Genomic DNA, 26,994 nt, shown 5'->3' on the forward strand with positions numbered 1-26,994 from the left:
TCTGGTGGCCTCAAGCCTTTGGTGGAACGGGCTGCGCCGGGCCGTCTTCGGGCGCCGGGCGGGGCGCCTGGAGGGCTTCAACTCCCATGTGCTCGATCTGGTTCCTCAGGGCGTGCAACTGCTGCAGCGCCGCGGCGGTCTCGCCCCGGGCGATGCCGATCTGCTGGCGGCTGTAGTCGGCGTCGTTGGCCAGGGCGGCCAGGTTGACCCGGGTCTTGATCAGCTCCTGCTCGCGGTCGGCCATGCCCTGCTGCACCTGGATGCGCTTCTGGCGTTCTTCCGCGAGCTGGGCCTTCAGCATGGCGATCGTCGCCTGGGCGGCGATCGGCAGGCCGTCGGTCGGCGTGTGCATGAAGTCGACCGGGCGGCGCAGCAGCCAGAGCTTGACCAGGTCCTCGCGCGAAATGGCGCTGGGACCGGCGTCTTGTCGCTTGGCGCGGATGATCGCCTTGCCCAGCAGGCGGTCGCGGTCGGTGCCCAGGGCGTCGGCCAAGGCGTGGGCCTCGTCGGCGTGCTCTTCGGAGGTCACCTCGAAGATCGTCCGGACGATCTCGACCTCGGAGAAGCCGAGGTTGGCCAGCAGGGTGTCGATATAGGGCAGGCTGTAATAGGAGAGCTTGCGGCCGCTGGTGTTGAGGCCCCACAGCGTCCTAACCGACACCGGCGCGTGCAGGATGGGGGCGGTGAAGACCAGCTGCCCGCCCGGCTTGAGCACCAGGGCCGCGTGGATCAGCTCCATCTCGGCCGCGATGCTGATTTCCAGCGAGTCGCAGAACACCAGGGCGTCCAGCGTCGGCTCGCTCGACTTCAGGAAGGTTTCCAGCGGCTGGGCGACCACCTCGCCGGCCAGGCGGCCCAGCAGCGGCGTCGAGGTCGCCGCGTCGGCGCTGTTGACGAAGGTCACCGGCGAGCAGCCGTGATCGACCGCGAGATAGGCGAAATAGGGATCGCTTTCGCTGACCACGGCGCAGGTCGCGCCCGGCGCCAGGCCTTCGACAGCCTGGGTGAGAGCCCACTGGGTGGCGCGTTCGTGCCCCTTGCTGGCGATGACGCCGCCGTCGTCCAGGTGATAGTCGAAGCGCGGCTGGACCAGGTCGAACTGCAGGGCCTTGTCGCAGGCGCCGTCGTCGGCGCGGGCGCGGATCAGCGGCCAGACGGGTTCGACGCTGTCGGCGACGAACTTCTCGGGCACGCCCTGGTAGTCGAAGCGCTCGCAGAACGCGCTTTCGGCCGCCATCACCTGTTCGAGCAGGGCCGCCGGCGCCTTGGCGGCCACGCGCAGCTTGGGAATGGCCGACTCGTTGATCGGCGGCGTGGCGAGCAGGGCGGGGTCGAAGGCCTCGCCGGCATGGTTCAGCGCCTGGCCCAGATCGCTCGACAGGCTTTCGGTGCGGCCCACGAACGAGCAGTGGTCCACATAGGGCGCCATGGCGTGGCTGCAGGGGCCCTTGGGGAAGGTCGCCAGCATGCGCTCGACGAAGGTGGGGAAGTGGTCGGAAGCGGCGGCGCCGACGCCCGACTGACCCCATCCGAATTCCATTTCATGCAGCCAGAGCGACGCCAGCCAGCTGACCGGATGGCGTACGAAGCAGAACGACGCGGGCCTGGGCGAGAGCGCGCCGCCGGCGTTGGCTTGGGCGGGCGTCAGGTGAAGAGGGTAGAGGCGATCCTGGATCAGGCCCGCACGCCAAAGCACGTGCGAAACCCAATGGCCGCCCGTCCGGCCGATGTGGAAGAAAACTGAATTCGGAAGGACTACCGACAACGCTCATACGCTCCGTTTACTCTACCGGAGCTTTGCTATAGCGCCGGCGTCAAACTGGAGCTTAAATCTGCGTGTAGGTGCGCGCAACCTTGACTTCAAAAAGTGGGTGCGACGCGAGTGGCTCTCCTAGCCGTTGAAACCGCGGATCGCCTCGATGATCACGGCCTGGTCGGCCTCGGCCAGATACGGATGCATCGGCAGGGCCAGAACCGTCTGCGCCTTGGCCTCGGTCACCGGCAGGCCGCCCTCGCCGCGCGGGAAGGCGGCGTACGGGGCCTGCACGTGCATCGGCACCGGATAGTAGACGGCGGTCGGCACGCCCTTGGTCTTCAGGTGGGCGGCCAGGCCGTCGCGGTTCTCGTGCTCGATGACGTACTGGGCCCAGACCGAGACGCCGCCGTCGATGACGGCCGGCGTCGCCAGCACCGAGCCCTTCAGGCCCTCGGCGTAGCGCTCGGCCACGACCTGACGCAGGTCGATCTCTTCCTGGAAGATGGCCAGTTTCTCGATCAGGATCGCCGCCTGGATGGTGTCCAGGCGCGAGTTCATGCCGATGCGGGTGTTGAGGTACTTCGGGTCGTGGTCGAAGGTCTTGCCTTCGAGGTCCGGACCGACCGCCTTGCCGTGCACGCGGTAGCTGTCCATCAGGTCCCACAGCACCGGATCGTTGGTCAGCACCGCCCCGCCGTCGCCGTAGCAGCCCAGGGGCTTGGCCGGGAAGAAGCTGGTGGTGGCCACATCGGCCCAGTGCAGCGGATGCTTGCCGTCCAGGGTGCAGCCGAAGCCCTGGGCGCTGTCGGAGATCAATTTGAGACCTTCCCGGTCGCAGATCGCCTTGATGGCCGGATAGTCGGCCGGCTGGCCGAACAGGTCGACGGCGATGACCACCTTGGGGGTCAGCTCGCCCTTGGCCTTCACGCCGGCGATGGCGGCTTCCAGCTTGGCGGGATCGAGGTTGAAGGTGTCCGGGAGCACGTCGACGAACACCGGCGTGGCGCCGACCCACGGCACGACTTCCGGCGTCGCGGCGAAGGTGAAGGACGGGCAGAACACGGCGTCGCCCGCGCCCACGCCCCAGGCCATCAGCGGCAGTGCGATGGCGTCGGTGCCGTTGCCGCATGACAGGGCCAGCTTTGCCTGGCCGAAAGCGGCCAGCTGGGCTTCGAACTCGCGCACCTGCGGGCCCATGACATAGGCGCCGCTGTCCAGCACCTTGGCGATGGCGACATCGATCTTGTCGCGGATCCGGCGCTGCTGCGCGGCGAGGTCGATGAAGGGCATGCTCATGGGCGGGCTCTTAGAGGCGGGGCGGCTCGGTTTCGAGCCAATTGATGTAACCGACTGTTTCTCGGCTGTCTGTCCTGGGATCCTTCTCCCCTTGCGGGAGAAGGTGGCGGCCGAAGGTCGACGGATGAGGGGTCTCTCAGACATCGGACGCTTCACCCGGCCTCACCGTCTTTGCGGCGGAAGGCTCCGAGAGACCCCTCACCCGACCTCGCTGCGCGAGGCCACCCTCTCCCGCAAGGGGAGAGGGGCTATTGGAACGAACCTTCACCGCGCTTCGTTGACCGGCCGGCGCGGGGGCGCCATCGAGAGACCTATGAGCAAGCCCAGTACCGTACCCGCCGACCTCAACCTTCCGTCCATCGCCAACATCAAGGCCGACGAGACCATGTTCGGGCATTTCCTCGACTGGCTGGGCAAGGTGGCCGTCAATCTGGTCGTGGCCGCCCTCATCCTGTTCGTCACCTTCTGGGCGGCCGGCTGGCTGGCCGGGATGGCGAAGCGGGCTTTGAGCCGGGTGCATCGCACCAATCCCGACCCGACGCTGGAGAGCTTCGTCTCGTCGCTGGTGCGCTACGCGGTGGTCGCCATCGGCCTGGTAGCGGTGCTGCAGCAGCTGGGCGTGCAGGCGACCTCGATCATCGCTGTGCTGGGCGCGGCCTCGCTGGCCATCGGCCTGGCCTTGCAGGGCGCGCTGTCGAACGTGGCGGCCGGGGTGATGATCCTGCTGTTCCGTCCGTATCGCGTCGGCGACGTCATCGAGACGGCGACCCGCCAGGGCACGGTCAAGTCGCTCGACCTGCTGTTCACCGAGATCGCCACGCCCGACAACGTCAAGGTGATGATCCCCAACAGCAAGGTGTTCGGCGACGTCATCCTCAACTACTCGACCCACCGCAACCGCCGCGCCGACGTGCTGTTCAAGGTGCCGCTGAAGACCGACCTGGTGGTCGTGCTGCAGAAGATGCGCGAGCGGGCCGAGAGCGATCCCAGGGTGCGCAAGGACCCCGCGCCGATGATCGAGGTCGTCGACCTTTCCGAAGTGTTCGCCCAGGCCGCCATCCGCGTCTGGACGGCCAAGGAGGACTTCGGACCGGTCAAGACCGACCTGATGCTGGCCGCCCACCTGTGGGCCGAGGATCCGACGCGGGTGCTGCCGCCCCCGCGCCCGTCCAAGGCCCCGGACCCGTCGCCGGCCATGCCCGGCGACAAGGACCATCACCTGTTCAAGCTGAAAGCGCCGAGGAGAGGTCGGAAATCAGATCCGAGCAGTCCTCGATCCCCACCGAAAGCCGGATGAGGGTGTCGCTGATCCCCAGCGCCTTGCGCTGATCGGCCGGGATCGAGGCGTGGGTCATGATCGCCGGATGCTCGATCAGGCTCTCGACCCCGCCCAGGCTCTCGGCGAGCGTGAAGAGGCGCGTACGCTCCAGCATCCGGCGCGCCGTCGCCTCGTCGCCTTTGAGCTCCACCGAGATGATCCCGCCATAGCCGCCATGCATCTGGCGGCGGGCCAGGGCGTGCTGGGGATGGCTCTCCAGGCCCGGATAGATCACCCGCTCGATGTCCTTGCGGGTGGAAAGCCACTGGGCGATCTCCAGGGCGCTGTCGCAGGCGCGCTGCATGCGCAAAGCCAGGGTCTTGACCCCGCGCAAGGCCAGGAAGCTGTCGAACGGCCCCAGCACCGCGCCGACGGCGTTCTGCAGGAACTTCAGCTTGTCGATCAGTTCGGGGTTGTCGCCGACCACGGCCACGCCCGCGACCACGTCGGAGTGGCCGTTCAGGTACTTGGTGGCCGAGTGCATGACGATGTCGAAACCCAGCTCCAGCGGCCGCTGGACGTAGGGCGACGCGAAAGTGTTGTCGGCCACGGTGATCAGGCCGCGGCGCTTGGCCAGGGCCGCGATGGCCTCCAGGTCGGCCAGGCGCAGCATCGGGTTGGTGGGCGTCTCGACCCAGATCATCTTCGTCTCGGGCCGGATCGCCGCCTCTATGGCCGAGACGTCGGCCATGTCGACGAAGCTGAACGACAGGCCGGCCGAGCGCTTGCGGACCCGTTCGAACAGCCGGAACGAGCCGCCGTAGAGGTCGTCGCTGGCGATCACGTGGGCGCCGCTGTCGAGGATCTCCAGGATCGTCGAGGCCGCCGCCAGGCCCGAGGCGAAGGCGAAGCCGGCGCTCCCGCTCTCCAGGTCGGCGATCGACCGCTCGAAGGCGAAGCGGGTGGGGTTCTGGCTGCGGCTGTACTCGAAGCCCTTGTGCTCGCCCGGGCTCGACTGGACGTAGGTCGAGGTGGCGTAGATCGGCACCATGACGGCGCCCGTGCTGGGATCGGGGAACTGGCCGCCATGGATCGTGCGGGTGGCGAAGGCCAGGCGGTTCTTGCCGGGAATGTCGGTCATGCGCGCTCGTTGTCGGACGATGAAACTGGCGGCGTCTGCCGCGACGTCGCGCAAGGTCTATCGTCGTTACGCCAGAACATGAACCCCGTTCCGGCGCCCCCTTCAGGCGAACACGCGTGCGGCCGGGCGCACCCCCGGGGAGGGGGCGGCCCGGCGCATCGTCAACGCGGCGCGATGGGCGTCGGGTTCGGTCCGTTGGCGGCGTTGTAGTCGAGCTGGTTGTTGCCGTACGAGGTGATCGTCCCGGTGCCGACGAACAGGCCGGTGGCGTTGCCGAACACCTGGCTGCCGGCCAGCGTCACCAGGCCGCCGTCCGAATGGACGCCGGTGGCGTTGAAGCCGATCGTGGAGCCGGCCACCTCGAGGGTGGTGTTGGCGCCGACGATGCGCACCGCCGCCCGGGTGTTGTGCGACAGGTTGCTGTTGCGGAGCACCGCCTGGACCTTGCCGCTGGTGCCGCTGCTGTCGGCCCGGAAGCCGGCGCCGTTGCCGGTGATCTGGCTGTGATCGACCGACACCGCCACCGAGGTCGCGCCGGTGGGGACGATCAGCACGCCGGTACCGGTGGTCGCGCCGCCGTTGCCCGAGATCTGCGTGTTGACGATCGCCAGCTGCAGCGAGTTCGTGCCGGGCGCGGCGTAGACGCCGACGCCGCCGTTGGCGCCCGCGCGGAAGTCGTGGATCAGGCTGTTGCGGATCGTCACATTGGCGGCCGACAGGATGTTGACGCCATTGACGCCGGTGCCGACGCCCTCGATCTCGAGGCCGCTCAGCAGGACGATGTCGGTCGCCGCGGCGTTGACGTTGATGCCGCTGGTGCCCGAGACGAGCACGCCGGCCTCCAGGCCGTCGCAGATGATCGAGATCGACTTGGTGATCGTGACGCCGCCGAAGCCGCCGGGGTCGATGCAGTTGATCTCGCCGCCGGCGGCGGTCTTGGAGATTGCGCCCGCGAAGGTCTTGCAGGGGGCGGTTCGACTACAGGGATTGACGTCGTCGCCGACCCCCGAGACCCAGGTGCGGGTGGCTTGAGCGCTCGCGATCTGCGGCGCCGCGGCGATCCCCAGCGTGATCGCGGCCAAGAACAAGGCGAAGTTTTTCATTTGCGTTCCTAGCTCCTGAAGGCGCCAGTAAACGGCGGGCGCCACGCACTAACTCAACCGAAGCTAGCACGGGGAAAGCGCGCGCGCAGCAGCGTTGATAAGCTTAAGCATTTGTATCGATTCAATTTTAAATGGATCCAATAACACTGTTACGCGTTGCGTGAGCGCGACCTGCCATTCAGGTGCGCGAGGGGCGCAAGATGGCGGATCCTTGTTTCATCGTCGGTTGCCCTCGTTCGGGAACGACCTTGCTCAGCGTCCTGCTCGATCGGCATCCCGATCTGATCATCACGCCGGAGACGGCCTTCTATGACGAGATCGCGCCGCATCTGCCTTTGATCGCCCCAAAGGCGCTGAGGCGGCTGCTGGGCGGCTGGCGGCGATTGGCCGAACTGGGCCTGGAGCCCGAGGCGGTGATGGCGGCGCTGCCGGACGCCGTCGCCCGGCCGCCCGACGGGGCGGCGGTGTTCGGGGCCGTGCTGGAAGCTCGACGCCAGGCCAGCGGCAAGCCGCTGGTCGGCGAGAAGACGCCGCAGCACCTACGGCATGTCCCCCGGATCCTGGTCGATTTTCCGGCCGCCCGGGTCGTCTGCATGATGCGGGACGGGCGCGATGTCGCCTGTTCCTTGCGCGACATGCCTTGGTGGGGCGGCGGCGCCGTCGGCGGCGCGCGCCTGTGGCTGGAGGCCGAGGAGCAGTGCGGCGACCTGGAAGCGACCTATCCCGACCGCTTCATGAGCGTGGTCTACGAGGAGCTGGTGACGGCGCCCGACCGCGTGCTGTCGACCGTGATGGCCTTCCTTGGCCTGTCCTTCGATCCGCGCCAGCTCCGGGCCGAGACGCCCTCGGGCGTGGTGCTGCAACGGTCCCTGGCCTGGAAGGGCGAGGCGCTGAAGCCGGTGCGGCCCGTGCGTCGCGATCGGCTGGCCGCTTCGCCGCCGCAGGAGGTCGCCGAACTGGTCCGACTGATGGGGCCGGCCCTGCGTCGGCGAGGCTACGCCGTGACGGGCTCCGGAGCGCTGGCCGCACCCGCGGTCGCGTCCAGGAGGATCGAGCCGTCGGCCTCCCAGATCGGGATCAGGGCGAGCGTCAGGCTTCCGCAGGCCGATCGACCGGTCGAGAGGTCGAAAGCCACGGCGCAGGCCGGGCAGTGAAGCCGGCCGGCCCGCGCGCCGCCGTCCATCAGATCGACGCCGTAGTGCGGGCAACGGGAGTCCAGCGCCGCCAGCCGGCCGTCCTGGCGGGTCACCATGAGCCGACGCCCTTCCAGCTCGACCACGAGGCGGCCGCCTTCGGGCAGGTCGGCCGAGGCGGCGACCGCCACCGGCCCGGAGGCCGGCGCTGGCGAACGCACGACCGCGCGCGCGGGGGAGGGGGCGGGCGGCTGCGGCGTGGCGGGACCAAGGTTGTCCTCGCGTCTGACGTGCTCGACCGACTCCAGGTCGCCGGCCTCGATCGCCTTCGACGAGCGCCAGAACTCGCGGGCGTAGAAGGCCTCCGGGGCGAAGGTCGGGCGACCTGCATTGAGCCGCAGCGACACCGCCACGCGGGTGCGGTCGGTGACGTTCAGATGGGTCCCGTGCAGGATCTCCGGATCGAAGACCAGCATCTCGCCGGCGGCGAGGGGGACGAAGGTCGGCGGCGGCAGCGGCTGGCCGGCCTGGAGGTAGAGCGTCCGGCGGTCGCAGACCAGGCCCGCGGTCTCGACCTCGGGATAGAGCACCATGCCCGCCTCGGCCGGCACATCGACCATGGCCCACCAGATGTTGATCCCGTCGCGGGAGTGGCCCGTCCAGCTGTCGATATGCGGGCCGTGGGCCCACGCCGCCGGCGGATGGTGGCGGTGATAGCCGGCCGGGTCGTAGAGCGGATCCTTGGTCCGGCGCGCCTGGGCGATCGGACGCATCGCCGGACTGACCCGGCCGATGCCGGGGTTCTCGGCCCCGGCGGCCGTGCGGCGGGCCACTTCGTAGGGCAGGTTGATGCGCAGGATCAGATAGTCGTCGACATAGAAGTCCTGGTCCCAGCCGAGCACCGACCGGCCGACCCGCACGGCCATGCGCAGGAGGTCGGGCCGCAGGGCTTCGAGCACCCGGTCGCGGATCGCGCCGATGTCCCCGACCTCGATTTCCTCGTGCAGAACGCCCAGCCCTCGCTTGCGTAGTCGCTCGCCGGCGGTCGCGCCCCGAAGATCGCCTACCGCGGCGATGAGCTCATCGACGACCCGGGCGTGCAGGGAGCGCAGACCGGTCAGGTCCGTCTCGTTGCAGATCCGATGGAGCCCGGTCGATGAGGGTGGCGTCATGGGGATGTCCTTGGCGCTTCGCGGCGCTTTTTTGTTGTTCTACGACCTGGAAGAAACGCCTTACCCCGCCAAGGGTGACGGCTCTCATCCGGTTGATGTCGGGACGGGCTTCCTGGCGAGCCGTGGCGAAGGCCTCGGGCGCGCGGGCGCGGGTGATGACGGCGGCGATCGGGTCGGCCTCGCGCATCAGGTCGATGTCCCAGTCGCCCATGCCGGCCGTGGCGACCATCGCCTTGCCGCGTTCGTCGTAGGACAGGTGGATCGAGTGGGTCCCGAAGGCCAGGCACGGCAAGAAGGCGTGCAGACGATAGGTGACGTTCAGGCGGCAGCGGCGAAGCGCGGCGATGTAGCGGTCCACGGTGTCGAAATAGACGTGCGGCGTGTCGGGGAAGCCCGCCGCGAACTCCAGGTCGAGATAGTCGTGGCAAACCAGGCGCACGACGTTGCCGTATTCGGCGAGCAGGGCGTCGATCAGCCGCCGCACGTCGTTGGCCGTCCGCCATTGCAGCGACGGCGGCACGCTCATGCGCTGGGGATGGCGGATGGACAGCAGGACCTGGTCGTTCTGGGGCTCGGGCGCCGCGTTCTGCTCCATGAAGGTGGTCGGGCAGCCGGCCATTTCGACGCCCGCGGCGCCCAGCTCGGCCAGCAGCCGAGCCGAAGCGGTATCGCGGACCATGGCCACCTCGGCCTTGGCGGCGAGCTGGCGGATCACGGCCGGGGCCAGGGAATCGCTGCGCTCGGTCCGGTCCCCGGATTCGTCGTAGATCCGGCCGTGCGAGAGGCCGATCAGCATCAGCGGCTTGCGCAGAGCCTCCAGGGCGCGGGGGTCGACGGTGATCTGGCCGTTCTCGAACAGGTTGCCGCCGCCGACGATGACGCCGTCGGCGAAGCGGTTGATGTCGTAGACTTGGCTGGCCGTCAGGCCGCCGCGCCCGCCGGACGCGATCGCGGGGAGGTTGACCACCGACAGGTCGGTTCCGAACACGTCGAAAAGGAGGTCGAGGGTCGCGCGATTGATGAGATCGTTGCCGATATTCGGCGTTGCCGGGCGAATGCAAAAAAGAGTTGTCATACGCGCGATCTGCCTTTTGAGATTATGAAAATCCGGCGGGCGGTATAGGCGTCTGATCTCGGTTATTCTGCCGGTAAGGGGGCGGAACGACAATATGCGCCGATGGCGTCGAACGATTGATCGGCGTCGATAGGAAACGCAATCGATACAGTGAAGGTTCCACGTGCATGGAGACCTGTGTTTGACGCATATAAGGCTTACGGTGAGCATCCTCGCCAAGAACTCCGCACCGCGTCTCGAAAGGCTTCTCGCCGAGGTTGCGCTTTTCGCCGATCAGATCGTCGTCGGGGTCGATGTCGATTCAACCGACGGGTCCCTGGAGACGGCCTCGCGCTTCGCTGATGTCGTGTTCCGGTTCCGGCATGACGGGCAGATCTCGGCGGCCCGGATGATGATCTTCGACTATGCGACCGGCGACTGGATCCTGGTCATCGACGATGACGAGCGGCTGGAGGACGGCCTGGCGGCCCTGCTGCCCGAGCTGATGGCCGATCCGGCCGCCACCCATTTCTGGTTCGCCCGCAAATGGGTCGTGGACGAGCAGGAGGCGGCCTTCCTGTTCGTTCCGCCCTGGTATCCCGACTGGCAGTTGCGGCTGTTCCGCAACGACCGCAGCCTGGTCTGGAAGCCGAACCGTCCGCACAGCGGCTATCACGTGATGGGGCCGGGCCTCTACGAGCAGCGGGCCGCCCTGCTGCACTACGAGCCGGTGTGGTGTTCGCCCGAAGAACGTCAGGCCAAGATGGAGCGCTACCGCGCCTCGCATCCGCGCGGCGCCTGGGAGAGTCACTACGTGATCCCGGAAGGCCTGCCGACCCGTGTGTTCCCGGCTCCCGCCGAGCCGCCGGCGCCGGTGGAGAAGCCGGGAGACCCGGCCGAGCGGATCGTGCCGGAGGTGCTTCAAGCCGTCGCCGCCCAGCCCGGCTGGGGCGTCGAGGTGCTCGACGTCGACATGGTCGCCGCGACCCACCGCCGCCACGCCGTCGTCGCCATCGTGCGGGTGCGCAATACCGGAACCCTGGCCTGGTGGCCGGCCTGGGGCATCCGTTCGGCGTCGATCTACCTGACCTACCACCTGCGTGATCCGCAGGGGAAACTGCTGGCCTGGGAGCAGGAGCGCGCCCTGACCCTGACCGTGACCCCGCCGGGCGCGGAAGCGACCTTCGTCCACGTCTTCACCGCCCCGGAAATGCCCGGCGACTATCTGCTGGAGTGGGACATGGTCAGCGAGGGCGAGGTCTGGTTCGCCGAAAGCCAGCCCCGGCCGCCGGTCTACAGCCCGTTGCACGTGGTGTGACGGGCGGCGGTGGAGGCCTCAGGCCTCCAGCCGCAGGTGGTTCAGCAGGTCCACCCGGGTGATGACGCCAAGGAACTCCTCGCCATCGACCACCAGCGCCACCTCGTCGCGCTCGAAGACGTCCGGCAGGGCCTCGACGCCTTGATGGGCCTGCAGGGTGTTGATCCGGCGGGTCATGGCGTCGGCCACCGGGGTCTTGAAGCGGGCGCCGCGATGGTCGTCGCCGCCTTCGACGGCCGCCAGGATATCGCTCTCGTCGAGAATGCCCACCAGCTTGCCGTGATCGACCACCGGCAACTGGCTGATGTCGCTCGAACGCATGCGGTTGTAGGCGGTCAGCAGGGTGTCGTCCGGCCCGATGGCGATCACGCCGCCGTCGGCGTAGCGCTTGGCGATCAGGTCGCGCAGGTCGCCGTGCAGTTCGCGCTGGTCGAAGCCGTGAGCGGCCAGCCACATGTCGTTGAACATCTTGGTCAGGTATTTGGCGCCGGTGTCGCAGACCAGGGTGACCACCCGCTTCGGCTCGGTCTGCTCGCGGCAATAGCGCAGGGCCGCCGCCAGCAGGGTGCCCGACGACGAGCCGGCCAGCACGCCTTCCTTGCGCAGCAGCAGGCGGGCGGTGTCGACGCTTTCGCGGTCGCTGATGGAATAGGCCTTGGAGACCAGGTCCATCTGGGCGTTGTCGGGGATGAAGTCCTCGCCGATGCCCTCGACGATCCACGAGCCGGCCTCGCCGTAGGTTCCGGTGGCCACGTAGTCGCAGAGGATCGAGCCGACCGGATCGGCCAGCACCATCTTCGTCTTCGGCGACTGCTCGGCCATGTAGCGGCCCACGCCCGTCAGGGTGCCGCCCGAGCCGACCCCGACGACCACGGCGTCGACGTCGCCTTCCATCTGGGCGAGGATCTCCGGACCGGTGCCGAGGTAGTGGGCGCGCGGATTGGCCGGGTTCTCGAACTGGTTGGCGTAGATCGCCCCGGCGATCGACTGGGCCAGGGCCTGGGCCATGTCCTGGTAGTATTCGGGGTGGCCCTTGCCGACGTCGCTGCGGGTCAGGCGCACGTCCACGCCCATGGCCCGAAGATGCAGGATCTTCTCGCGCGCCATCTTGTCGGGAACGATCAGGATCAGCTTGTAGCCCTTCAGCGCCGCCACCTGGGCAAGGCCCAGGCCGGTGTTTCCGGCCGTGGCCTCGATGATCGTCCCGCCGGGCTTCAGCGAGCCGTCGGCCTCGGCCGCCTCGATCATCGAGCGGGCGACGCGGTCCTTGATCGAGCCGCCGGGGTTCTGGCTTTCCAGCTTCAGGAACAGACGGCAGGGGCCGGTGTCGAGGTTGCGCACCTCCAGCATCGGGGTGCGGCCGATCAGGTCGAGCGCGGAACCGGCGACCGGCGGGGGGGCGAATTTGGGGTCGTTCATGGCGCGACTCCGCGACAGGAAGAAAGGATATCCTGTCTAACGCGCAAAATCAGAAACGGGAAACGTCGTTCTTCAAGCTTGGCCGCGGGGCTCAGGCCCCAGCTTCAGGCTCCAGCTTCAAGCCCCACTGGCGGCCAGCCGGTCCATGCGCCATTCGAGGGCGAACTTGCGGCCGACGCCGGCGTCCTCGAACACCACCTTGCGGCGCTCGCCCTCGAGCTCGGGCGCGTTGTGGATCATCACGAACGGAAAGCCGTTGCTGGCCAGGAAGTTCTGCACGAAGCGGGAGAACCGCACGGCTTCCTCGGCGGAGGCCAGGCAGATGTCGACGGCGATATCGGCGGCTTTCATGGGCGCGCTCCTCGACGAGGTTTCCCGACCCTAACGCACGAGTTCGCGTTTGCGAACCACCTTCGCAGTTGCAAAAAAGAACGGCCCCGGACGAATCCGGGGCCGCGCCTTGTGAAATAAGGGTTTTTGGCCCTTACAAAATCGCCGGACTACAGGATGGCCCGAACTACAGGATGGCCCGAACTACAGGATGGATTGGCCGGTGCCGGCCCAGTCTTTCAGGAACTGTTCCAGGCCCTTGTCGGTCAGCGGGTGCTTGAAGAGGTCGGCGAACACCGCCGGCGGAATGGTGACGACGTCGGCGCCGACGATCGCGGCTTCCTTGACGTGGGCGACGTTGCGCACCGAGGCGGCCAGGATCTCGGTCTCGTAGCCGTAGTTGTCGTAGATCGTGCGGATGTCGCGGATCAGGTCCATGCCGTCGAAGCCGTAGTCGTCCAGGCGGCCGATGAACGGCGAGACGTAGGTCGCGCCGGCCTTGGCGGCCAGCAGGGCCTGGGTCGGCGAGAAGCACAGGGTGACGTTGGTGTTGACGCCTTCGTTGGCGAAGTGATTGCAGGCGATCAGGCCGTCGCGGGTCAGCGGCAACTTGATGACCACGTTCGGCGCGATGCCGGCCAGCTTCGTGCCTTCGGCGATCATGGCGTCGGCGGTGGTGGCGGCGACTTCGGCGCTGATCGGGCCGGGGACGAGGTCGCAGATCTCGGCGATCACCTCGAGCATCGGGCGGCCGGCCTTGGCGATCAGGGTCGGGTTGGTGGTGACGCCATCGACGAGGCCCGTGGCGGCGGCGTCGGCGATGACCTTGGTGTCGGTGCTGTCGAGGAAGATCTGCATGGCTCTGCGCGGGCCTTTTCTTGAAGGGATTTGCGGTCGGTTTAGCCCCTCGGGAACCGAGGCGCCAGGATTTCAGATCTCGCCGTCGGCCAGCTGGCGCAGATAGCGGTGGTAGCCGGTCTTGGGCGACGGGCCGGCCAGGGCCCGCAACTGGTCGGCGTCGATGAAGCCCATCTGGAAGGCCACCTCCTCGACGCAGCCGATCCGGAAGCCCTGGCGCAGCTCGATGGCGCGCACGTACTCGGAGGCTTCCATCAGGGAGTCGTGGGTGCCGGTGTCGAACCAGGCGTAGCCGCGGCCCAGGCGCTCGACCGTCAGGGTTCCGGCGTCGAGATAGGCGCGGTTGACGTCGGTGATCTCCAGCTCGCCGCGGGCCGAGGGCTTCAGCGACCGGGCGATGGCTGGAGCCAGGCCGTCATAGAAATAGAGGCCGGTGACGGCGTGGCGCGAGCGCGGCTTGGCCGGCTTTTCCTCGATGCTCAGCGCCTTGCCTTCGGGGCTGATCTCGACGACGCCGTAGCGCTGGGGATCGACGACCGTGTAGCCGAAGACGGTCGCGCCGGAGGGCCGTTGGGCCGCCGTCTGCAACAGGTCGGCGAAGCCGGCGCCGAAGAAGATGTTGTCGCCCAGCACCACGGCGCTGTCGGCGCCGTCGAGGAACTCTTCGCCCAGGATCAGGGCCTGGGCGATGCCTTCGGGCGCGGGCTGGGGCTTGTACTCGATGCGAAGGCCCAGCCGCGAGCCGTCGCCCAGCAGGCGGCGGAAGGACTCCTCGTCGTGCGGGTTAGTGACGATCAGCACCTCGCGCACCCCCGACAGCATCAGGGTGGTCAGCGAGTAGTAGATCATCGGCTTGTCGTAGACCGGCAGCAGCTGCTTGCTGACGGCCAGGGTCAGGGGCGCCAGGCGGCTGCCCGAGCCTCCGGCGAGGATGATGCCGCGTCTCATGCGTTCAGTCCCTCCGCGATGATCTGGTCGGCCGCGCGTTGCACGGCCGGCTCCCAGGGCTCGGCCCGCCAGCCGAACACCGCCGCCACCTTGCCGCTGTCGAGCGCGCCGTTCAAAGGGCGAGCGGCGGGTTCGGGAAAATCCCGCTTGGCGATCGGCGACAGCCGCGCCCGGGTTTGCGGGTCACGGGCCAGGGCGGCGGCGGCCAGGCCGTGGCGCGAGGTCGCGCCGGCGTTGGTGAAATGGAACAGGCCGAAGGCGTCGTCGCCGGCCGGCGACGAGGTCCAGCGAGGCGCGGCGGCGAGCAGGAACTCAGCCAGGGCGAGCGCGTCGGTCGGGCAGCCGTACTGGTCGGCGACCACCCGCAGCTCGTCGCGCGTGCGGCCCAGCTGCAGCATGGTGCGCACGAAGTTGCGGCCAAAGCGCGAGAACACCCACGAGATCCGCACCACCACGCCCTTGTTCCAGGCCAGGACGGCGGTCTCGCCGTCGCGCTTGGTGACGCCGTAGACCGACAGCGGGTTGGGCGCGTCGTCCTCGCGATAGGGGCGGTCGAGGGTTCCGTCGAACACGCAGTCGGTCGACAGATGCACCAGCGGCAGGTCGCGCGCCGCGCAGGCCCGGGCCATGGCGGCCGGCGCCAGGGCGTTGGCGGCGCGGGCGGCTTCCGGTTCGGCCTCGGCCTTGTCGACCAGGGTGAAGCCGGCGCAGTTGAGCACGAGGTCGCAGTCGGCCCCGGCGATGGCCGCCTCGATCGCGGCGAGGTCGGAAAGGTCGACGTCCTGGCGCGACAGGGGCGTCAGGGCGGCGCGGCCCGCCGCCTGGTCGATCATCGCCCGCGAGACCTGGCCGGTGGCGCCGAACTGCAGGATGCGGATCACGGGTTAACGCCCAGCCGCTGGCCGGCGAAGCCCTTGGCCTGGATGGTCTCCCACCAGGCGTCGTTGTCGAGATACCAGCGCACGGTGCGCTCCAGGCCTTCTTCGACGGTCATGGCCGGAGACCAGCCCAGCTCGCGCTGTAGCTTGCCCGCGTCGATGGCGTAGCGGCGGTCGTGGGCGGGGCGGTCGGTGACGTGGGTGATCAGGCTCTCGCGCGGCGTGTTGCCGGGACGGACGGCGTCGAGCACGGCGCAGATGGTGCGCACCAGGTCGATGTTGGCGCGCTCGGCGTCGCCGCCGATCAGGTAGGTCTCGCCCGGCGCGCCGGCTTCCAGCACCCGCAGCAGGGCGCCGGCGTGGTCCTCGACATGCAGCCAGTCGCGCACCTGTCGCCCGTCGCCGTAGACCGGGATGGGCCGGCCGGCCAGGGCGTTGAAGATCACCGTCGGGATCAGCTTTTCCGGATGCTGGCGCGGGCCGTAGTTGTTCGAGCACGAGGTGACGATCACCGGCAGGCCGTAGGTGCGGCCCCAGGCCCGAGCCAGCAGGTCGGACGAGGCCTTGCTCGACGAATAGGGCGAGGTGGGATCGACCGGCGAGCGCTCGTCGAAGGGCGGGTCCTCGGGGCCCAGAGCGCCGTAGACCTCGTCGGTGGAGACGTGGACGAAGCGGAAGCGGGCGGCGCGGTCGGCGGGCAGGCGGGCCAGGTGCGCGCGGGCGGCCTCCAGCAGCACGGCCGTGCCGACGATATTGGTGCGCACGAAGGCCAGCGGGCCGTCGATCGAGCGGTCGACGTGGGACTCGGCGGCCAGGTGCAGCACCGCGTCCGGGTCGTGGCGGGCGAAGATCGCGGCGACGGCCTGCGGGTCGGCGATGTCGGCCCGCTCGAAGGCATAGCCCGGGGCGTCCGCCACCTCGGCCAGGTTGGCGAGGTCGCCGGCATAGGTCAGGGCGTCGAGATTGACGACCGCGTGGCCGGCCTCCAGCGCCTTGCGCACCAGGGTCGAACCGATGAAGCCGGCGCCGCCGGTGATCAGGAGTTTCACGCCGGGTCTCCGGAAGCCGTCGGGAAGCGGGCGCCCAGCCGTTCGCGCAGGAAGGCCAGCAGGTCGCCGCCGGTGAACAGGAAGCCTTCCATGCCGGCTCGCCGCGCGGCCTCGACGTCGCTGTCGTTGTCGCCCACCAGCACGCAGTCCTCGGCCGAGAGGCCGTTTTCGGCCAGGCCGCGCAGGATCATGCCGGGATTGGGCTTGCGGTCGGGGTGGTCGTCGCGGCGATAGGCCTCGACGACGGCGTCCTTGTGGAACGGGCAGTGGTAGAAGGCGGCGATCTCTCCGCCCAGGCGCGCCAGTTCGGCCTGCATGTGGGCGTGCAGAGCGTGGACCGCGTCTTCGCCGTAATAGCCTCGAGCCACGCCGGACTGGTTGGTGACGACGATGCAGCGGACGTCGGCGGCGGTCAGGGCCGCGATCGCCTCGCGGGCGCCGGGGATCCACTCCAGATCGGCCGGATCGTGGACATAGCCCCGGTCGACGTTGAGGACGCCGTCGCGATCGAAGAAGACGGCCTTCAGTGGTTTCGGATCAAGCATCGCCTCACGCAATTACGCGACGGCCCCGCCTGTCACAAGCCGAGGGTTGCGCGGCGGCGGCCGACCGCTAGAAAACCCTCGACCCCATTGGAGAACCGCATGACCGTTCCGGCCCGCATCGTCCGCCTTCGCGATCAGCTCAAGGCCTGGGCGCTGAACGACGCCTTTCCTCTGTGGTGGAGCGTCGGGGCGGACCATGAGAAGGGCGGGTTCTTCGAGAAGATCGCTCTGGACGGGACGCCGGTCGAGGCCCCGCGCCGCGCCCGCGTGCAGCCCCGCCAGATCTATTCCTACGCCGCCGCCGGCGTGCTGGGCTGGGACGGCCCGTGGCGCGAGGCCCTGGCGCACGGCCTGGAGTTCTACCTGGCGCGCTATCGCCGCCCCGACGGCTTCTTCCGCACCCTGGTGGCTTCGGACGGCGCGCCGCTGGACGACAAGGTCGACCTCTATGATCAGGCCTTCGGCCTGTTCGGCCTGGCCATGGCCAGCCAGGCCCTGCCCGAGCGCGAGGATCTGCCGCGCATCGCCGTCGAACTGCGCGAAGCGCTGCGCGCGACGCTGAAGCACCCGATCGCCGGCTTCGAGGAAAGCGTTCCGCGCACCCTGCCGCTGCTGTCCAACCCGCACATGCACATGTTCGAGGCCTGCCTGGCCTGGGTCGAGGCGGGCGGTGACGCGGGGTGGCGGGCCCTGGCCGACGAGATCGCCGAACTGGCGCTCTCGAAGTTCATCGACCCCAAGAGCGGCGGCCTGCGCGAATATTATGACGGCGACTGGAACCCCGCCGACGGCGTGGCCGGCCGCATCGTCGAGCCCGGCCACCAGTTCGAGTGGGCCTGGTTGCTGCTGCGCTGGGGCGCGCTGGCGGGCCGCGAGGACGCCAAGGCCGCGGCCTTCCGGTTGATCGAGATCGGCAAGGGTCCGGGCGTCGATCCGGCCCGCGGCGTGGCGATCTTCGCCCTGCTGGACGACATGAGCGTGCACGACGCCGTCGCGCGCCTGTGGGCCCAGACCGAGTGGATCAAGGCCGGGGTGCTGGCCGCCCAGACGACCGGCGACGTCGCCTATCTGGAGACCGCCGCCGACGGCGCCGAGGCGCTGCTGAAGTATTTCGACGTCGCCGTGCCGGGGCTGTGGCGCGACAAGCTGCAGGCCGACGGGACCTTCGTGGACGAGCCGGCGCCGGCCAGCTCGTTCTATCACATCGTCTGCGCGATCCTGGAGCTGGACCGCGTGGTCACAGCCATGTCGTGACGAGCACGGTGGCGGCCTCGCCGGCCTTGACCAGGGTCGGCGAGTGCAGGTCGGCGCGGGCGCCGACGGCGAAGCTGTCGTTCTCGGCCTGAAGCACGCCGCCCAGCACCTGGATCGAACTGGCCGGCAGGCTGGCCGTGACCCCGGCCTCGAAGCGCCACAGCACGACCTCGGCCTTGGGCGAGCGGGTGACCGGCTGGCGCTCGACGCCGCCCGAGAAGGCGACGGCGTGGCGGTGGGCGATGTCGCGTCCGCTGGCCTTCAGCACATCGACCAGGGTCTTGACCGCCTGGGCGTCGTCGCGCCGGCAGACCAGCACCGCGTCGCTCTCGGCGACGATCAGCAGGTCCTGAACGCCGATGGCGCCCACGAACGGGCCGTTCGAGCGGACGAACACGCCCTTGGTGTCGATCAGGTGCACGTCGCCCGTGGCGGTGTTGCCCGAGGCGTCGCGGATCGAGGCCTCCCAGATCGCGTCCCAGGCCCCGAGGTCCGACCAGGTGAAGGCGGCCGGGGCGACCGCGGCCTTGGTCGTGCGCTCCATCACCGCGTAGTCGAGCGACTTCTTGGTGGTGGTGGCGAAGGCTTCGGGGTCGAGATAGAGGGTGATGCCCTCGCGCGCGCCCTTTTCGACGGCGCCGATCGCGCCGCTGCTGATGGTCGGCTCGTAGGCGTCGAGTTCTTCCAGCAGGGTCTTGGCGGAGAAGGCGAAGTTGCCGCTGTTCCAGTAGTAGCCTTCTTCGACATAGCGCTTGGCCGTCGCCAGGTCGGGCTTCTCGACGAAGGCGTCGATGGCCTTGACGCCGCTGGGCAGGGCCGCGCCGGGCTTGATGTAGCCGAAGCCGGTCGCCGGGCCGGTCGGTTGCACGCCGAAGGTGACGATCAGGCCGGTCTTGGCCGCCGAGATGGCGGTCATGGCCGCGTCGCGGAACACCTCGACCTCGGCGATGTGGTGGTCGGCGGCCAGCATCAGCACGACGCCGTCGGGCGACTGGGCCCGGACATAGGCCGCCGCCGCCGCGATGGCCGGCGCGGAGTCCCGGGCTTCCGGCTCGATGATCACCACCAGGTCGGCCCCGACCTCGCGGCCCTGGCGCTCGACCAGTTCGGCCATGTGACGACCGGTGACGACGACGATCTCGCGCGCGCCCGGCAGGTTGATCACCCGCAGGATGGTTTCCTGGAAGCTGGAGCGTTCACCGATCAGTTTCAGGAACTGCTTGGGCCGGTCCGCGCGTGAAGAGGGCCAAAGCCGCGTGCCCGATCCGCCGCAGAGAATTACCGGATAGATGGCGTCGACCAAGGATTCCCCCGAACTTCCACGCGGATACATTGCGCGGACTATATGACAATCCTCAGTCGGTCCACCGCGTTTGCCGGTCGTTAACCAGGGGCGGCGCGAGAAACTCTATACAGGCGTTTTAGCGCGCAATTCGGTCAGCCAGGCGTCAGCCGAAGCGTCTGACGGCATCCGCCAGTCGCCCCTGGGCGAAAGCGCGCCGCCCGACGAGATCTTCGGGCCGTTGGGCAGGGCCGAGCGCTTGAACTGGTTGTTGAAGAACCGGCGCAGGAAGAGCTCCAGCCATTTCTTGATTTCCTCCAGATCGTAGGCGCGCCGCGCGGCTTCCGGCAGGCCGACCGGCCAGGCGCCCTTGTCGGCGTCATGCCAGGCGCTCCAGGCCAGGAAGGCGATCTTGGACGGGGCCATGCCGTAGCGGGTCATGTAGTAGAGATTGAAGTCCTGCAGGGCGTAGGGGCCGACGAAGCTCTCGGTGGCCTGCACCGCCTCGCCCGGCACCAGCTCCGGCGAGATCTCGGTGGCCAGGATGTCGTCGAGCAGGGCGGTGGTCGCCGCATCAACGTCGCCGGAGTGCGAGACAAAGCGGATCAGATGCTGGATCAGCGTCTTGGGCACCCCGCTGTTGGGGTTGTAGTGGCTCATCTGGTCGCCGACGCCGTAGGTGCACCAGCCCAGGGCCAGCTCCGACAGGTCGCCGGTGCCCACCACCATGCCCTTGTGGTGGTTGGCCAGGCGGAACAGGTAGTCGGTGCGCAGGCCCGCCTGCACGTTCTCGAAGGTCACGTCGTAGACAGCTTCCCCTTTCGCGAAGGGGTGGTCCATGTCGGCCAGCATCTGCCGGGCCGCCGGGCGGATGTCGATCTCCTCGGCGGTGACGCCCATGGCCCGCATCAGCGCCCAAGCGTTGCTCTTGGTGCGGTCGGAGGTGGCGAAGCCGGGCAGGGTGTAGGCGCGGATGTCCGAGCGCGGCCGGCCCAGCTGGTCCATGGCCTTGGCGGCGACGATCAGGGCGTGGGTGGAGTCGAGGCCGCCCGAGATGCCGATCACCAGGCTCTTCGACCCCGTCGCCTCGATGCGGCGGGCCAGGCCCTGGACCTGGATGTTGTAGGCCTCGTAGCAGTTCTCGCGCAGCTTGGCGGGATCCGACGGCGTGAACGGGAAGCGCTCGATCGCCCGCGCCAGGGCCAGGTCTCCGGCCGGCGGCGCGAAGTCGAACGGGATCACCCGGAACGGAACCTTGGGCGGGGCCAGGGCCATGGCGTCGCCGAAGCTGCCCACCCGCATGCGCTCCTGGCGGATACGCTCGACGTCGACGTCGGCGAAGGTCCAGGTCGAGCCGGTGGCGAAGCGTTCGGTTTCGGCCAGCAGGGCGCCCATCTCGTGGATGTCGAGGTGGCCGTCCCAGGCGACGTCGGTCGAGCTCTCGCCCGCCCCGGCCGCAGAATAGACATAGGCCGCGATCGCCCGGGCCGACTGGCTGGCGCACAGCAGGCGGCGGGCCTCCGACTTGCCGATGGTGATGTTGCTGGCCGACAGGTTCAGCAGGATCTCGGCCCCGGCCAGGGCCTGGGCGGTGCTGGGCGGATTGGGCGTCCAGACGTCCTCGCAGATCTCGATCCCGACCGTGAACGGGCTCTCGCCGCCCGAACGAAGCAGGACGTCGGCGCCGAACGGAACGTCCTGGCCGGCCAGACGCAGGCTCCTGCCGGTCACCCCGGCGCCCGGCGTGAACCAGCGGCGCTCGTAGAACTCGCGGTAGTTGGGCAGGAAGCTCTTGGGAACGACGCCCAGCACCCGCCCGCCCTGGATGGCGACGGCGGTGTTGTAGAGCCGGCCGGCGTCGCGCAGCGGCGCGCCGACCACGAACAGCGGGGCGAGGCTCTTGCTCTCTTCGGCCAGGGTGGCGATCGCCGCCTCGACGGCGTCCAGCAGCACGTCCTGCTGCAGCAGGTCGTCGATGGAATAGCCGCTGAGGCCCAGTTCTGGGAAGGCGATGGCGGCCACGCCCTGGTCGTGCGCCTGGCGCACGAGGTCGAGCACGCTTTGCGCGTTCACGGCCGGGTCGGCCAGCTTCACCTTGGGGACGGCCGCGGCCACGCGAACGAAGCCGTGGCGATAGGGCGAGAAGAACGACGGGCTACCCAAGAGGCCGACCTTTCGAGGTTATGCTGAAAATGAGCATAAGTCTGGACCCTGCTATAGCCGTTCCGCCGGCCGTTGCATAGCGGCCGCAGCTTTCGGGCGTTGCGCCCGGGTTGCTTGACCCTGGCGGCCTCGCATGTCACGTGCGGGCCGCGCAGGCGCCCCCCGCCGTCCACAGACATATAAAGCCGAAGAGCCAGAGCCCCATGCCCGTCTCGCCGATCAAGATGGCCGACGCCATCCGCGTCCTTTCGATGGAGGCCGTGCACAAGGCCAAGTCGGGTCACCAGGGCATGCCGATGGGCATGGCCGACGTGGCCACCGTGCTGTTCAGCAAGTTCCTGAAGTTCGACGCGAGCAAGCCCGACTGGGCCGACCGCGATCGCTTCGTGCTGTCGGCCGGCCACGGCTCGATGCTGCTCTACTCCTTGCTTCACCTGACCGGCTACAAGGCCGTGACGATGAAGGAGATCGAGAACTTCCGTCAGTGGGGCTCGCTGACCCCGGGCCACCCCGAGGTGCACCACACCCCGGGCGTCGAGACCACCACCGGCCCGCTGGGCCAGGGTCTGGCCACCTCGGTCGGCATGGCGATGGCCGAAGCCCACCTGGCCGCTCGCTTCGGCGCTGACCTCGTCGATCACCGCACCTGGGTGATCGCCGGCGACGGTTGCCTGATGGAGGGCGTCAGCCATGAGGCCATCAGCCTGGCCGGCCGCCTGAAGCTGTCGAAGCTGACCGTGCTGTTCGACGACAACAACACCACCATCGATGGCGTGGCCACCATCTCCGAGACCGGCGACCAGGTCGCCCGCTTCAAGGCCGCCGGCTGGGCCGTGAAGGTCGTCGACGGCCACGACCACGGCAAGATCGCCGCCGCTCTGCGCTGGGCGACCAAGCAGGACCGCCCGACCATGATCGCGTGCAAGACGCTGATCTCGAAGGGCGCCGGTCCGAAGGAAGGCGACCCCCACAGCCACGGCTACACCCTGTTCGACAGCGAGATCGTCGCCGCCCGCGCCGCCATGGGCTGGGACGCCGCGCCGTTCACCGTGCCGGACGACATCGCCAAGGCCTGGAAGAGCGTCGGCCGCCGCGGCGCCCGCGTCCGCAAGGCCTGGGAAGCCGCCGTCGCCGCCTCGGACAAGGGCGCGGAACTGACCCGCGCCGTGAAGGGCCAGCTGCTGGCGAACGCCTTCGAGAAGCTCGAGGCCCACATCGCCGCCGCCGTCGAGAACAAGCCGGTCAACGCCACCCGCGTCCACTCGGGCTCGGCCCTGGACCAGTTGATCCCGGCCATCCCGGAAATGATCGGCGGCTCGGCCGACCTGACCGGCTCGAACAACACCCTGGTCAAGGGCATGGGCGCCTATGACACGCCCGACTACGCCGGCCGCTACGTCCACTACGGCGTGCGCGAGTTCGGCATGGCCGCGGCGATGAACGGCATGGCGCTGCACGGCGGCGTGATCCCCTATTCGGGCACCTTCCTGGCCTTCGCCGATTACAGCCGCGCGGCGATCCGCCTGGGCGCCCTGATGCAGGCCAAGGTCATCCACGTGATGACCCACGACTCCATCGGCCTGGGCGAAGACGGCCCGACCCACCAGCCGGTCGAGCAGGTGGCCAGCTTGCGCGCCATCCCCAACCTCCTGGTCTTCCGTCCGGCCGACGCCGTGGAAGCCGCCGAGGCCTGGCAGGTGGCCTTGCAGCAGAACACCACCCCGTCGGTGATGTGCCTGTCGCGCCAGAAGACCCCGCACGTGCGCACGTCGGCTGGTGAGAACCAGGTCGCCAAGGGCGCCTACGAGCTGCTGGCCGCCGACGGCGAAGCGGCCGTGACGATCTTCGCCACCGGCACCGAGGTCGGCCTGGCCGTCGCCGCCCGCGAGATCCTGCAAGGCCAGGGCAAGCCGACCCGGGTGGTCTCGGTTCCCTGCTGGGAGCTGTTCGACCAGCAGCCGGCGGCCTATCGCAAGGCGACGATCGGCGACGCTCCGGTGCGCGTGGCCGTCGAGGCCGGCATCCGCCAGGGCTGGGAACGCTTCATCGGCGAGGACGGCAAGTTCGTCGGCATGACGGGCTTCGGCGCCTCGGCCCCGTTCGAGCGCCTCTACAAGGAGTTCGGCATCACCGCCGAAGCCGTGGCCGCCGCCGCGGCCTGAAGCCTCTAGATGGTCGGGTGAGCGTCGTTTCCGGCGCTCACCCGTCGATCCATTCGACCTGCGCGTCCTCGAGCCTGGCGTAGCGCAGGGCGGCCAGGGACTGGGCCGCGAAGTGGTGGTTCTCGAGCCATGTCGCGACCTCGTTGATCGAGGCGAAGCCGGCGGCCTCTCCCCGTAGCGAAGTCTCCCACCCCCAGCGCGGACCCAGGGCCTGGGGCGCGCCGAACGGCTGGCGGGTTCCGTCCTGGCGGGCGATCGCCCCGGCCAGCGCCTGTTCGCCGCGCGCGGCGATCTCCGCGGCCACGGCCTGCGGGATCACGCCTCGGGCGACCTTGGAATTCAGCTCGGCCAGCATCCGCTGGCGCCAGACGACGTAGTCGATCTCGATCGGCCCGATGTGCGGCGCCAGGACCTCCGCGGCGATCAGCGTCGCCTCCAGCGAGAACGGCTGCTGGCCCAGGAAGTCGAAGCCGGCCGGACCGTGCGACGAGCCGATCTCGCGCTCGGGATCGGTGCCGTAGCTCGCGCCGGCGTTGGAGTCATGGTGCATCGAGGTGCCGATGCTCTTGGTGTGGCGACCGATGACGGCGATCGGGCGGTTGACGCAGGCGACCTCGCGGGCGAGGCCGGCGGCGACGCGATAGGTCACGTATTCGCCCAGGCGCTGGACCATGAACACGCCGGACATTTCTCGCCGGACGCGCTCGACCAGGTCGCGCTTGATGACGATGGCCGGGGTGTGGCGCACGTTGGCCGAGTGGATCATCCGGCGTCCGATCGTCGGGCCGTCCGCCAGTAGGACGGTGTCGCCGAAACTGGTCGGGTCGATCGAATTGGCCAGGGCCTCGCTCGGGAACGACGGCCAGTAGTAGCGCAGCCGGCTGCCGATGATCATCTCGGCGCGACTGTTGTCGGCGACGGCCTCGATCGTCTCGAAACGCGAGATCGTGGTCTGGTCGTCGTCGCCGAAGTGGCTGAGCCATTCGCCCCGGGCGTGCTGGTAGCCGAACTCGGCGTTGCGCCCGTAGTCCAGGCGGGCCGGCGGCCGCACCAGCTTGAGGTTCGGCGCGTCGAGGCTCTGCAGAAACGCCCAGGTTCCGTCGTCGGAGTGGTTGTCGCTGACGATGATCTCGACATCGTCGCCGCAGACCTCGAGCATGTAGGGAAGCGTCGTCCGCAGCGGCTCTTCGCCGTTCAGCGTCGGGATGACGATGGAGTGACGCGGCGCGCTTTGCGGCGCGCGCGGGCGCCGGCGGGCGACAACCTTGATCTTCGCCGTGATCAGGCCAAGGCGCGGCCCGCCTGGCGCGGGAGCGTCGAGCAGGCGCGAGTCCAGGTGCAGCGTCGTGATCGGGGCGGCGTCCGCGGCGGGGATCGTCGCTGTCAGCGTGCTGGGGCCGGCGGTGGTCACCTCGGCCTCGGCTATCACGCGGTCGCCCAGGCGCAGTCGCGCGCCCTGGCCCTCGCAGCCGGCGTGGGTGCCGACCTCGATGCTGATCTCGTGGTCCTGGCCGGGCGAGAGCGGAATGCGCAGTTGCGCCGTCTCCGAGGTCGTCCAGCGATAGGCCCCGAACTGGCTGGGGGCCGCGCCGCTCCAGCCGTCGCCGAAATAGGCGATACGGTCGATGTCGAGCGCGGTGCGGCCAGGCGTGCCGACGGCCGGTCCCCAGTGCGTCGCCAGGGCGGCGGCGGTTTCCTGCAGCATGGCGTCGGTCAGGGCGTCCGGCGCGGCGAGCGGCGCGTCGAAATATCCGGCCAGGCCATGGGCTAGCCAGTGATCGAGCTTGCGCCTCAGGACCTGCGCCAGCCAGCCGGGCGAGGCGGCCAGCTTGTCGGGATAGCTGTAGTGGAAGGCCAGCCAGGCGGCGTTGCCGTCGTCGAAGGCGTTCTGGCCCTCGAAGGCGGCGGGATCGCGCACGCCCTGGGCCGCCGCGAAGCGATTGAGGTGGCTGGCGCCCAGCGCATGCAGCGGCTTGCCCCAGAACAGGGCCTGCAGGCCCACGCTGGAGCTGACGGTCGCCACGCGGTCGACATGGCGGATGATGTTCTGGCCGGCGCCGGGAAGGGTCGACAGGCCGGGCGCCGAGACGAAGTTGGCGTGGCGGCGTTCGAAGAAGTCCCGTTCCGCGAGGGTGAACTTGCGGCAGTCGGGATGTTCGGTGGTGGTGATCGTGAAGTCCGCGGGCGCGTTCTCCAGCACCTCGAGCAGGGCGTGCGCCTGGGAGCGGAAGCGGCAGGCGGCGTCGTAGAAAAAGACCCCGTTCGTGTGCCCGGCGACCAGCAACACGGGGCGGCCGTCGGCCTTCAGGCGCGCGGCGGTCTCGACGGTGTTGTCCAGGGCGTCGAAGGCGCTGGCCAGGCCTCCGCGCAGCCGATGCAGCGCGGCGAGCGTCTCCGGGGCCGTGGTGCGGGCCGGCTCGGCCGCCTGGGCCATGGCCGACCAGCGATGGAAGCCTCGCGGATCGAGATAGTAGGTGAGCGGGAAGGGCGCCCGCGAGAAGACCGAGGTCTCCTTGTGCAGGATCAGGGCGCCGGGAAACAGCAGACGCAGGTGCGGGGCGGGCGCCCAGGTGACGATGACGTCCGGGGTGAAGTCCGCCAGGCAAGGGCGCAGGGCGTCGGCCAGCGCGTCGCGGGTCTCCAGGGCCAGGGCCAGTTCGGGGTCGTCTCCCGCCGTGGTCTCCGCGGCGGCGAGGGCGTCGAAGCGGCGTTGGAACAGAGTGTTGATGTCCAACTGCGGGTCGCGGAGCCGATCGAGGAGAGCGTCCTCGGCGACGGTGAACAGGGCCTGCTCAGGGACGGCGCAGTCGAGCGCGATCTGCGCAAAGCGATCGTGCACCAGCATGCGCGCGTCGCATCCGGCTTCGCGCAGGGC

20 protein-coding genes and 1 pseudogene are annotated in these 26,994 nt (G+C 69.2%); 5 read left to right on the top strand and 16 right to left on the bottom strand.

What is annotated here, in order from left to right; genetic code table 11:
• Positions 1-10: 10 nt before the first annotated feature.
• Together AC07NG_RS03345 and AC07NG_RS03350 are read right to left on the bottom strand one after the other, a co-directional pair.
• Positions 11-1,696 carry a hypothetical protein gene (locus AC07NG_RS03345; RefSeq protein WP_492854185.1) on the bottom strand — a complete coding sequence of 562 codons (1,686 nt, stop codon included), beginning with the start codon at positions 1,694-1,696 and terminating at the stop codon, positions 11-13.
• Between the two features lie 195 nt (positions 1,697-1,891).
• A complete protein-coding gene (locus tag AC07NG_RS03350) occupies positions 1,892-3,052 on the bottom strand; it encodes a DegT/DnrJ/EryC1/StrS family aminotransferase (RefSeq protein ID WP_494592185.1) in 1,161 nt (386 codons plus the stop codon).
• Positions 3,053-3,365: 313 nt separating this feature from the next.
• On the opposite strand from AC07NG_RS03350, the gene AC07NG_RS03355 reads away from it, so the two are divergent.
• Entirely contained in the window at positions 3,366-4,349 is a 984-nt protein-coding gene (locus tag AC07NG_RS03355; protein ID WP_487288893.1) for a mechanosensitive ion channel family protein, read from the top strand.
• On the opposite strand, the gene AC07NG_RS03360 is transcribed toward AC07NG_RS03355, so the two are convergent.
• Together AC07NG_RS03360 and AC07NG_RS03365 are read right to left on the bottom strand one after the other, a co-directional pair.
• Positions 4,276-5,451 carry a trans-sulfuration enzyme family protein gene (locus AC07NG_RS03360; protein WP_492854187.1) on the bottom strand — a complete coding sequence of 392 codons (1,176 nt, stop codon included), beginning with the start codon at positions 5,449-5,451 and terminating at the stop codon, positions 4,276-4,278. The two genes, AC07NG_RS03355 and AC07NG_RS03360, sit on opposite strands and share 74 nt — an antisense overlap.
• Positions 5,452-5,612: 161 nt before the next feature.
• Positions 5,613-6,554 carry a right-handed parallel beta-helix repeat-containing protein gene (locus tag AC07NG_RS03365; RefSeq protein ID WP_492854188.1) on the bottom strand — a complete coding sequence of 314 codons (942 nt, stop codon included), beginning with the start codon at positions 6,552-6,554 and terminating at the stop codon, positions 5,613-5,615.
• 200 nt (positions 6,555-6,754) lie between these two features.
• On the opposite strand from AC07NG_RS03365, the pseudogene AC07NG_RS03370 reads away from it, so the two are divergent.
• Positions 6,755-7,363 (top strand): annotated as a pseudogene (locus tag AC07NG_RS03370) (sulfotransferase family protein); the annotation flags it as partial.
• A 185-nt stretch (positions 7,364-7,548) separates the two neighbouring features.
• Here AC07NG_RS03370 and AC07NG_RS03375 read toward each other — a convergent pair.
• Both AC07NG_RS03375 and AC07NG_RS03380 read right to left on the bottom strand, forming a co-directional pair.
• Complete coding sequence (locus AC07NG_RS03375) at positions 7,549-8,859, bottom strand: Rieske 2Fe-2S domain-containing protein (RefSeq protein WP_492854189.1); 1,311 nt, start codon at positions 8,857-8,859, stop codon at positions 7,549-7,551.
• On the bottom strand, positions 8,768-10,144 hold the full coding sequence (locus AC07NG_RS03380; protein ID WP_494592188.1) for a polysaccharide pyruvyl transferase family protein: 1,377 nt from the start codon (positions 10,142-10,144) through the stop codon (positions 8,768-8,770). The genes AC07NG_RS03375 and AC07NG_RS03380 overlap by 92 nt, the downstream gene beginning before the upstream one ends.
• Between AC07NG_RS03380 and AC07NG_RS03385 the strand changes: the two genes are divergently transcribed.
• Entirely contained in the window at positions 10,137-11,231 is a 1,095-nt protein-coding gene (locus tag AC07NG_RS03385; RefSeq protein ID WP_494592190.1) for a glycosyltransferase, read from the top strand. The genes AC07NG_RS03380 and AC07NG_RS03385 overlap by 8 nt on opposite strands.
• A gap of 18 nt (positions 11,232-11,249) precedes the next feature.
• On the opposite strand, the gene AC07NG_RS03390 is transcribed toward AC07NG_RS03385, so the two are convergent.
• The 7 genes from AC07NG_RS03390 to AC07NG_RS03420 form a co-directional block, all read right to left on the bottom strand.
• Complete coding sequence (locus AC07NG_RS03390; protein WP_494592192.1) at positions 11,250-12,650, bottom strand: pyridoxal-phosphate dependent enzyme; 1,401 nt, start codon at positions 12,648-12,650, stop codon at positions 11,250-11,252.
• A gap of 117 nt (positions 12,651-12,767) precedes the next feature.
• On the bottom strand, positions 12,768-13,001 hold the full coding sequence (locus AC07NG_RS03395) for a hypothetical protein (protein WP_492854193.1): 234 nt from the start codon (positions 12,999-13,001) through the stop codon (positions 12,768-12,770).
• A gap of 183 nt (positions 13,002-13,184) precedes the next feature.
• Positions 13,185-13,838 carry a fructose-6-phosphate aldolase gene (gene fsa, locus AC07NG_RS03400; RefSeq protein WP_110118941.1) on the bottom strand — a complete coding sequence of 218 codons (654 nt, stop codon included), beginning with the start codon at positions 13,836-13,838 and terminating at the stop codon, positions 13,185-13,187.
• 72 nt (positions 13,839-13,910) lie between these two features.
• Complete coding sequence (gene rfbA, locus AC07NG_RS03405; RefSeq protein WP_492854194.1) at positions 13,911-14,786, bottom strand: glucose-1-phosphate thymidylyltransferase RfbA; 876 nt, start codon at positions 14,784-14,786, stop codon at positions 13,911-13,913.
• The gene (gene rfbD / locus AC07NG_RS03410; RefSeq protein ID WP_494592195.1) at positions 14,783-15,667 is read right to left on the bottom strand and encodes a dTDP-4-dehydrorhamnose reductase; all 885 of its coding nucleotides are present in this window, start codon (positions 15,665-15,667) and stop codon (positions 14,783-14,785) included. Before rfbD ends, rfbA begins: the two co-directional genes overlap by 4 nt.
• The gene (rfbB, locus tag AC07NG_RS03415; protein WP_494592197.1) at positions 15,664-16,713 is read right to left on the bottom strand and encodes a dTDP-glucose 4,6-dehydratase; all 1,050 of its coding nucleotides are present in this window, start codon (positions 16,711-16,713) and stop codon (positions 15,664-15,666) included. The genes rfbD and rfbB overlap by 4 nt, the downstream gene beginning before the upstream one ends.
• On the bottom strand, positions 16,710-17,258 hold the full coding sequence (locus AC07NG_RS03420; protein WP_494592199.1) for a D-glycero-alpha-D-manno-heptose-1,7-bisphosphate 7-phosphatase: 549 nt from the start codon (positions 17,256-17,258) through the stop codon (positions 16,710-16,712). The genes rfbB and AC07NG_RS03420 overlap by 4 nt, the downstream gene beginning before the upstream one ends.
• A gap of 99 nt (positions 17,259-17,357) precedes the next feature.
• On the opposite strand from AC07NG_RS03420, the gene AC07NG_RS03425 reads away from it, so the two are divergent.
• Positions 17,358-18,512 (top strand): AGE family epimerase/isomerase, encoded by a 1,155-nt coding sequence (locus tag AC07NG_RS03425; RefSeq protein ID WP_494592201.1) that lies wholly within the window; start codon positions 17,358-17,360, stop codon positions 18,510-18,512.
• On the opposite strand, the gene AC07NG_RS03430 is transcribed toward AC07NG_RS03425, so the two are convergent.
• Both AC07NG_RS03430 and AC07NG_RS03435 read right to left on the bottom strand, forming a co-directional pair.
• Positions 18,496-19,815 carry a mannose-1-phosphate guanylyltransferase/mannose-6-phosphate isomerase gene (locus AC07NG_RS03430; protein ID WP_492854199.1) on the bottom strand — a complete coding sequence of 440 codons (1,320 nt, stop codon included), beginning with the start codon at positions 19,813-19,815 and terminating at the stop codon, positions 18,496-18,498. The two genes, AC07NG_RS03425 and AC07NG_RS03430, sit on opposite strands and share 17 nt — an antisense overlap.
• Before the next feature lie 105 nt (positions 19,816-19,920).
• Positions 19,921-21,957 (bottom strand): NAD(+) synthase, encoded by a 2,037-nt coding sequence (locus AC07NG_RS03435; RefSeq protein WP_494592204.1) that lies wholly within the window; start codon positions 21,955-21,957, stop codon positions 19,921-19,923.
• Positions 21,958-22,160: 203 nt separating this feature from the next.
• On the opposite strand from AC07NG_RS03435, the gene tkt reads away from it, so the two are divergent.
• Positions 22,161-24,119, top strand: a complete 1,959-nt coding sequence (gene tkt / locus AC07NG_RS03440) for a transketolase (protein ID WP_494592206.1) — start codon at positions 22,161-22,163, stop codon at positions 24,117-24,119.
• 37 nt (positions 24,120-24,156) lie between these two features.
• Here the strand turns inward: tkt and AC07NG_RS03445 are convergent, their stop codons facing one another.
• Complete coding sequence (locus AC07NG_RS03445; RefSeq protein WP_494592208.1) at positions 24,157-26,964, bottom strand: glycosyltransferase; 2,808 nt, start codon at positions 26,962-26,964, stop codon at positions 24,157-24,159.
• Positions 26,965-26,994 lie beyond the last annotated feature (30 nt).

It is taken from the genome of Caulobacter sp. GW821-FHT10C03, from assembly GCF_059415485.1.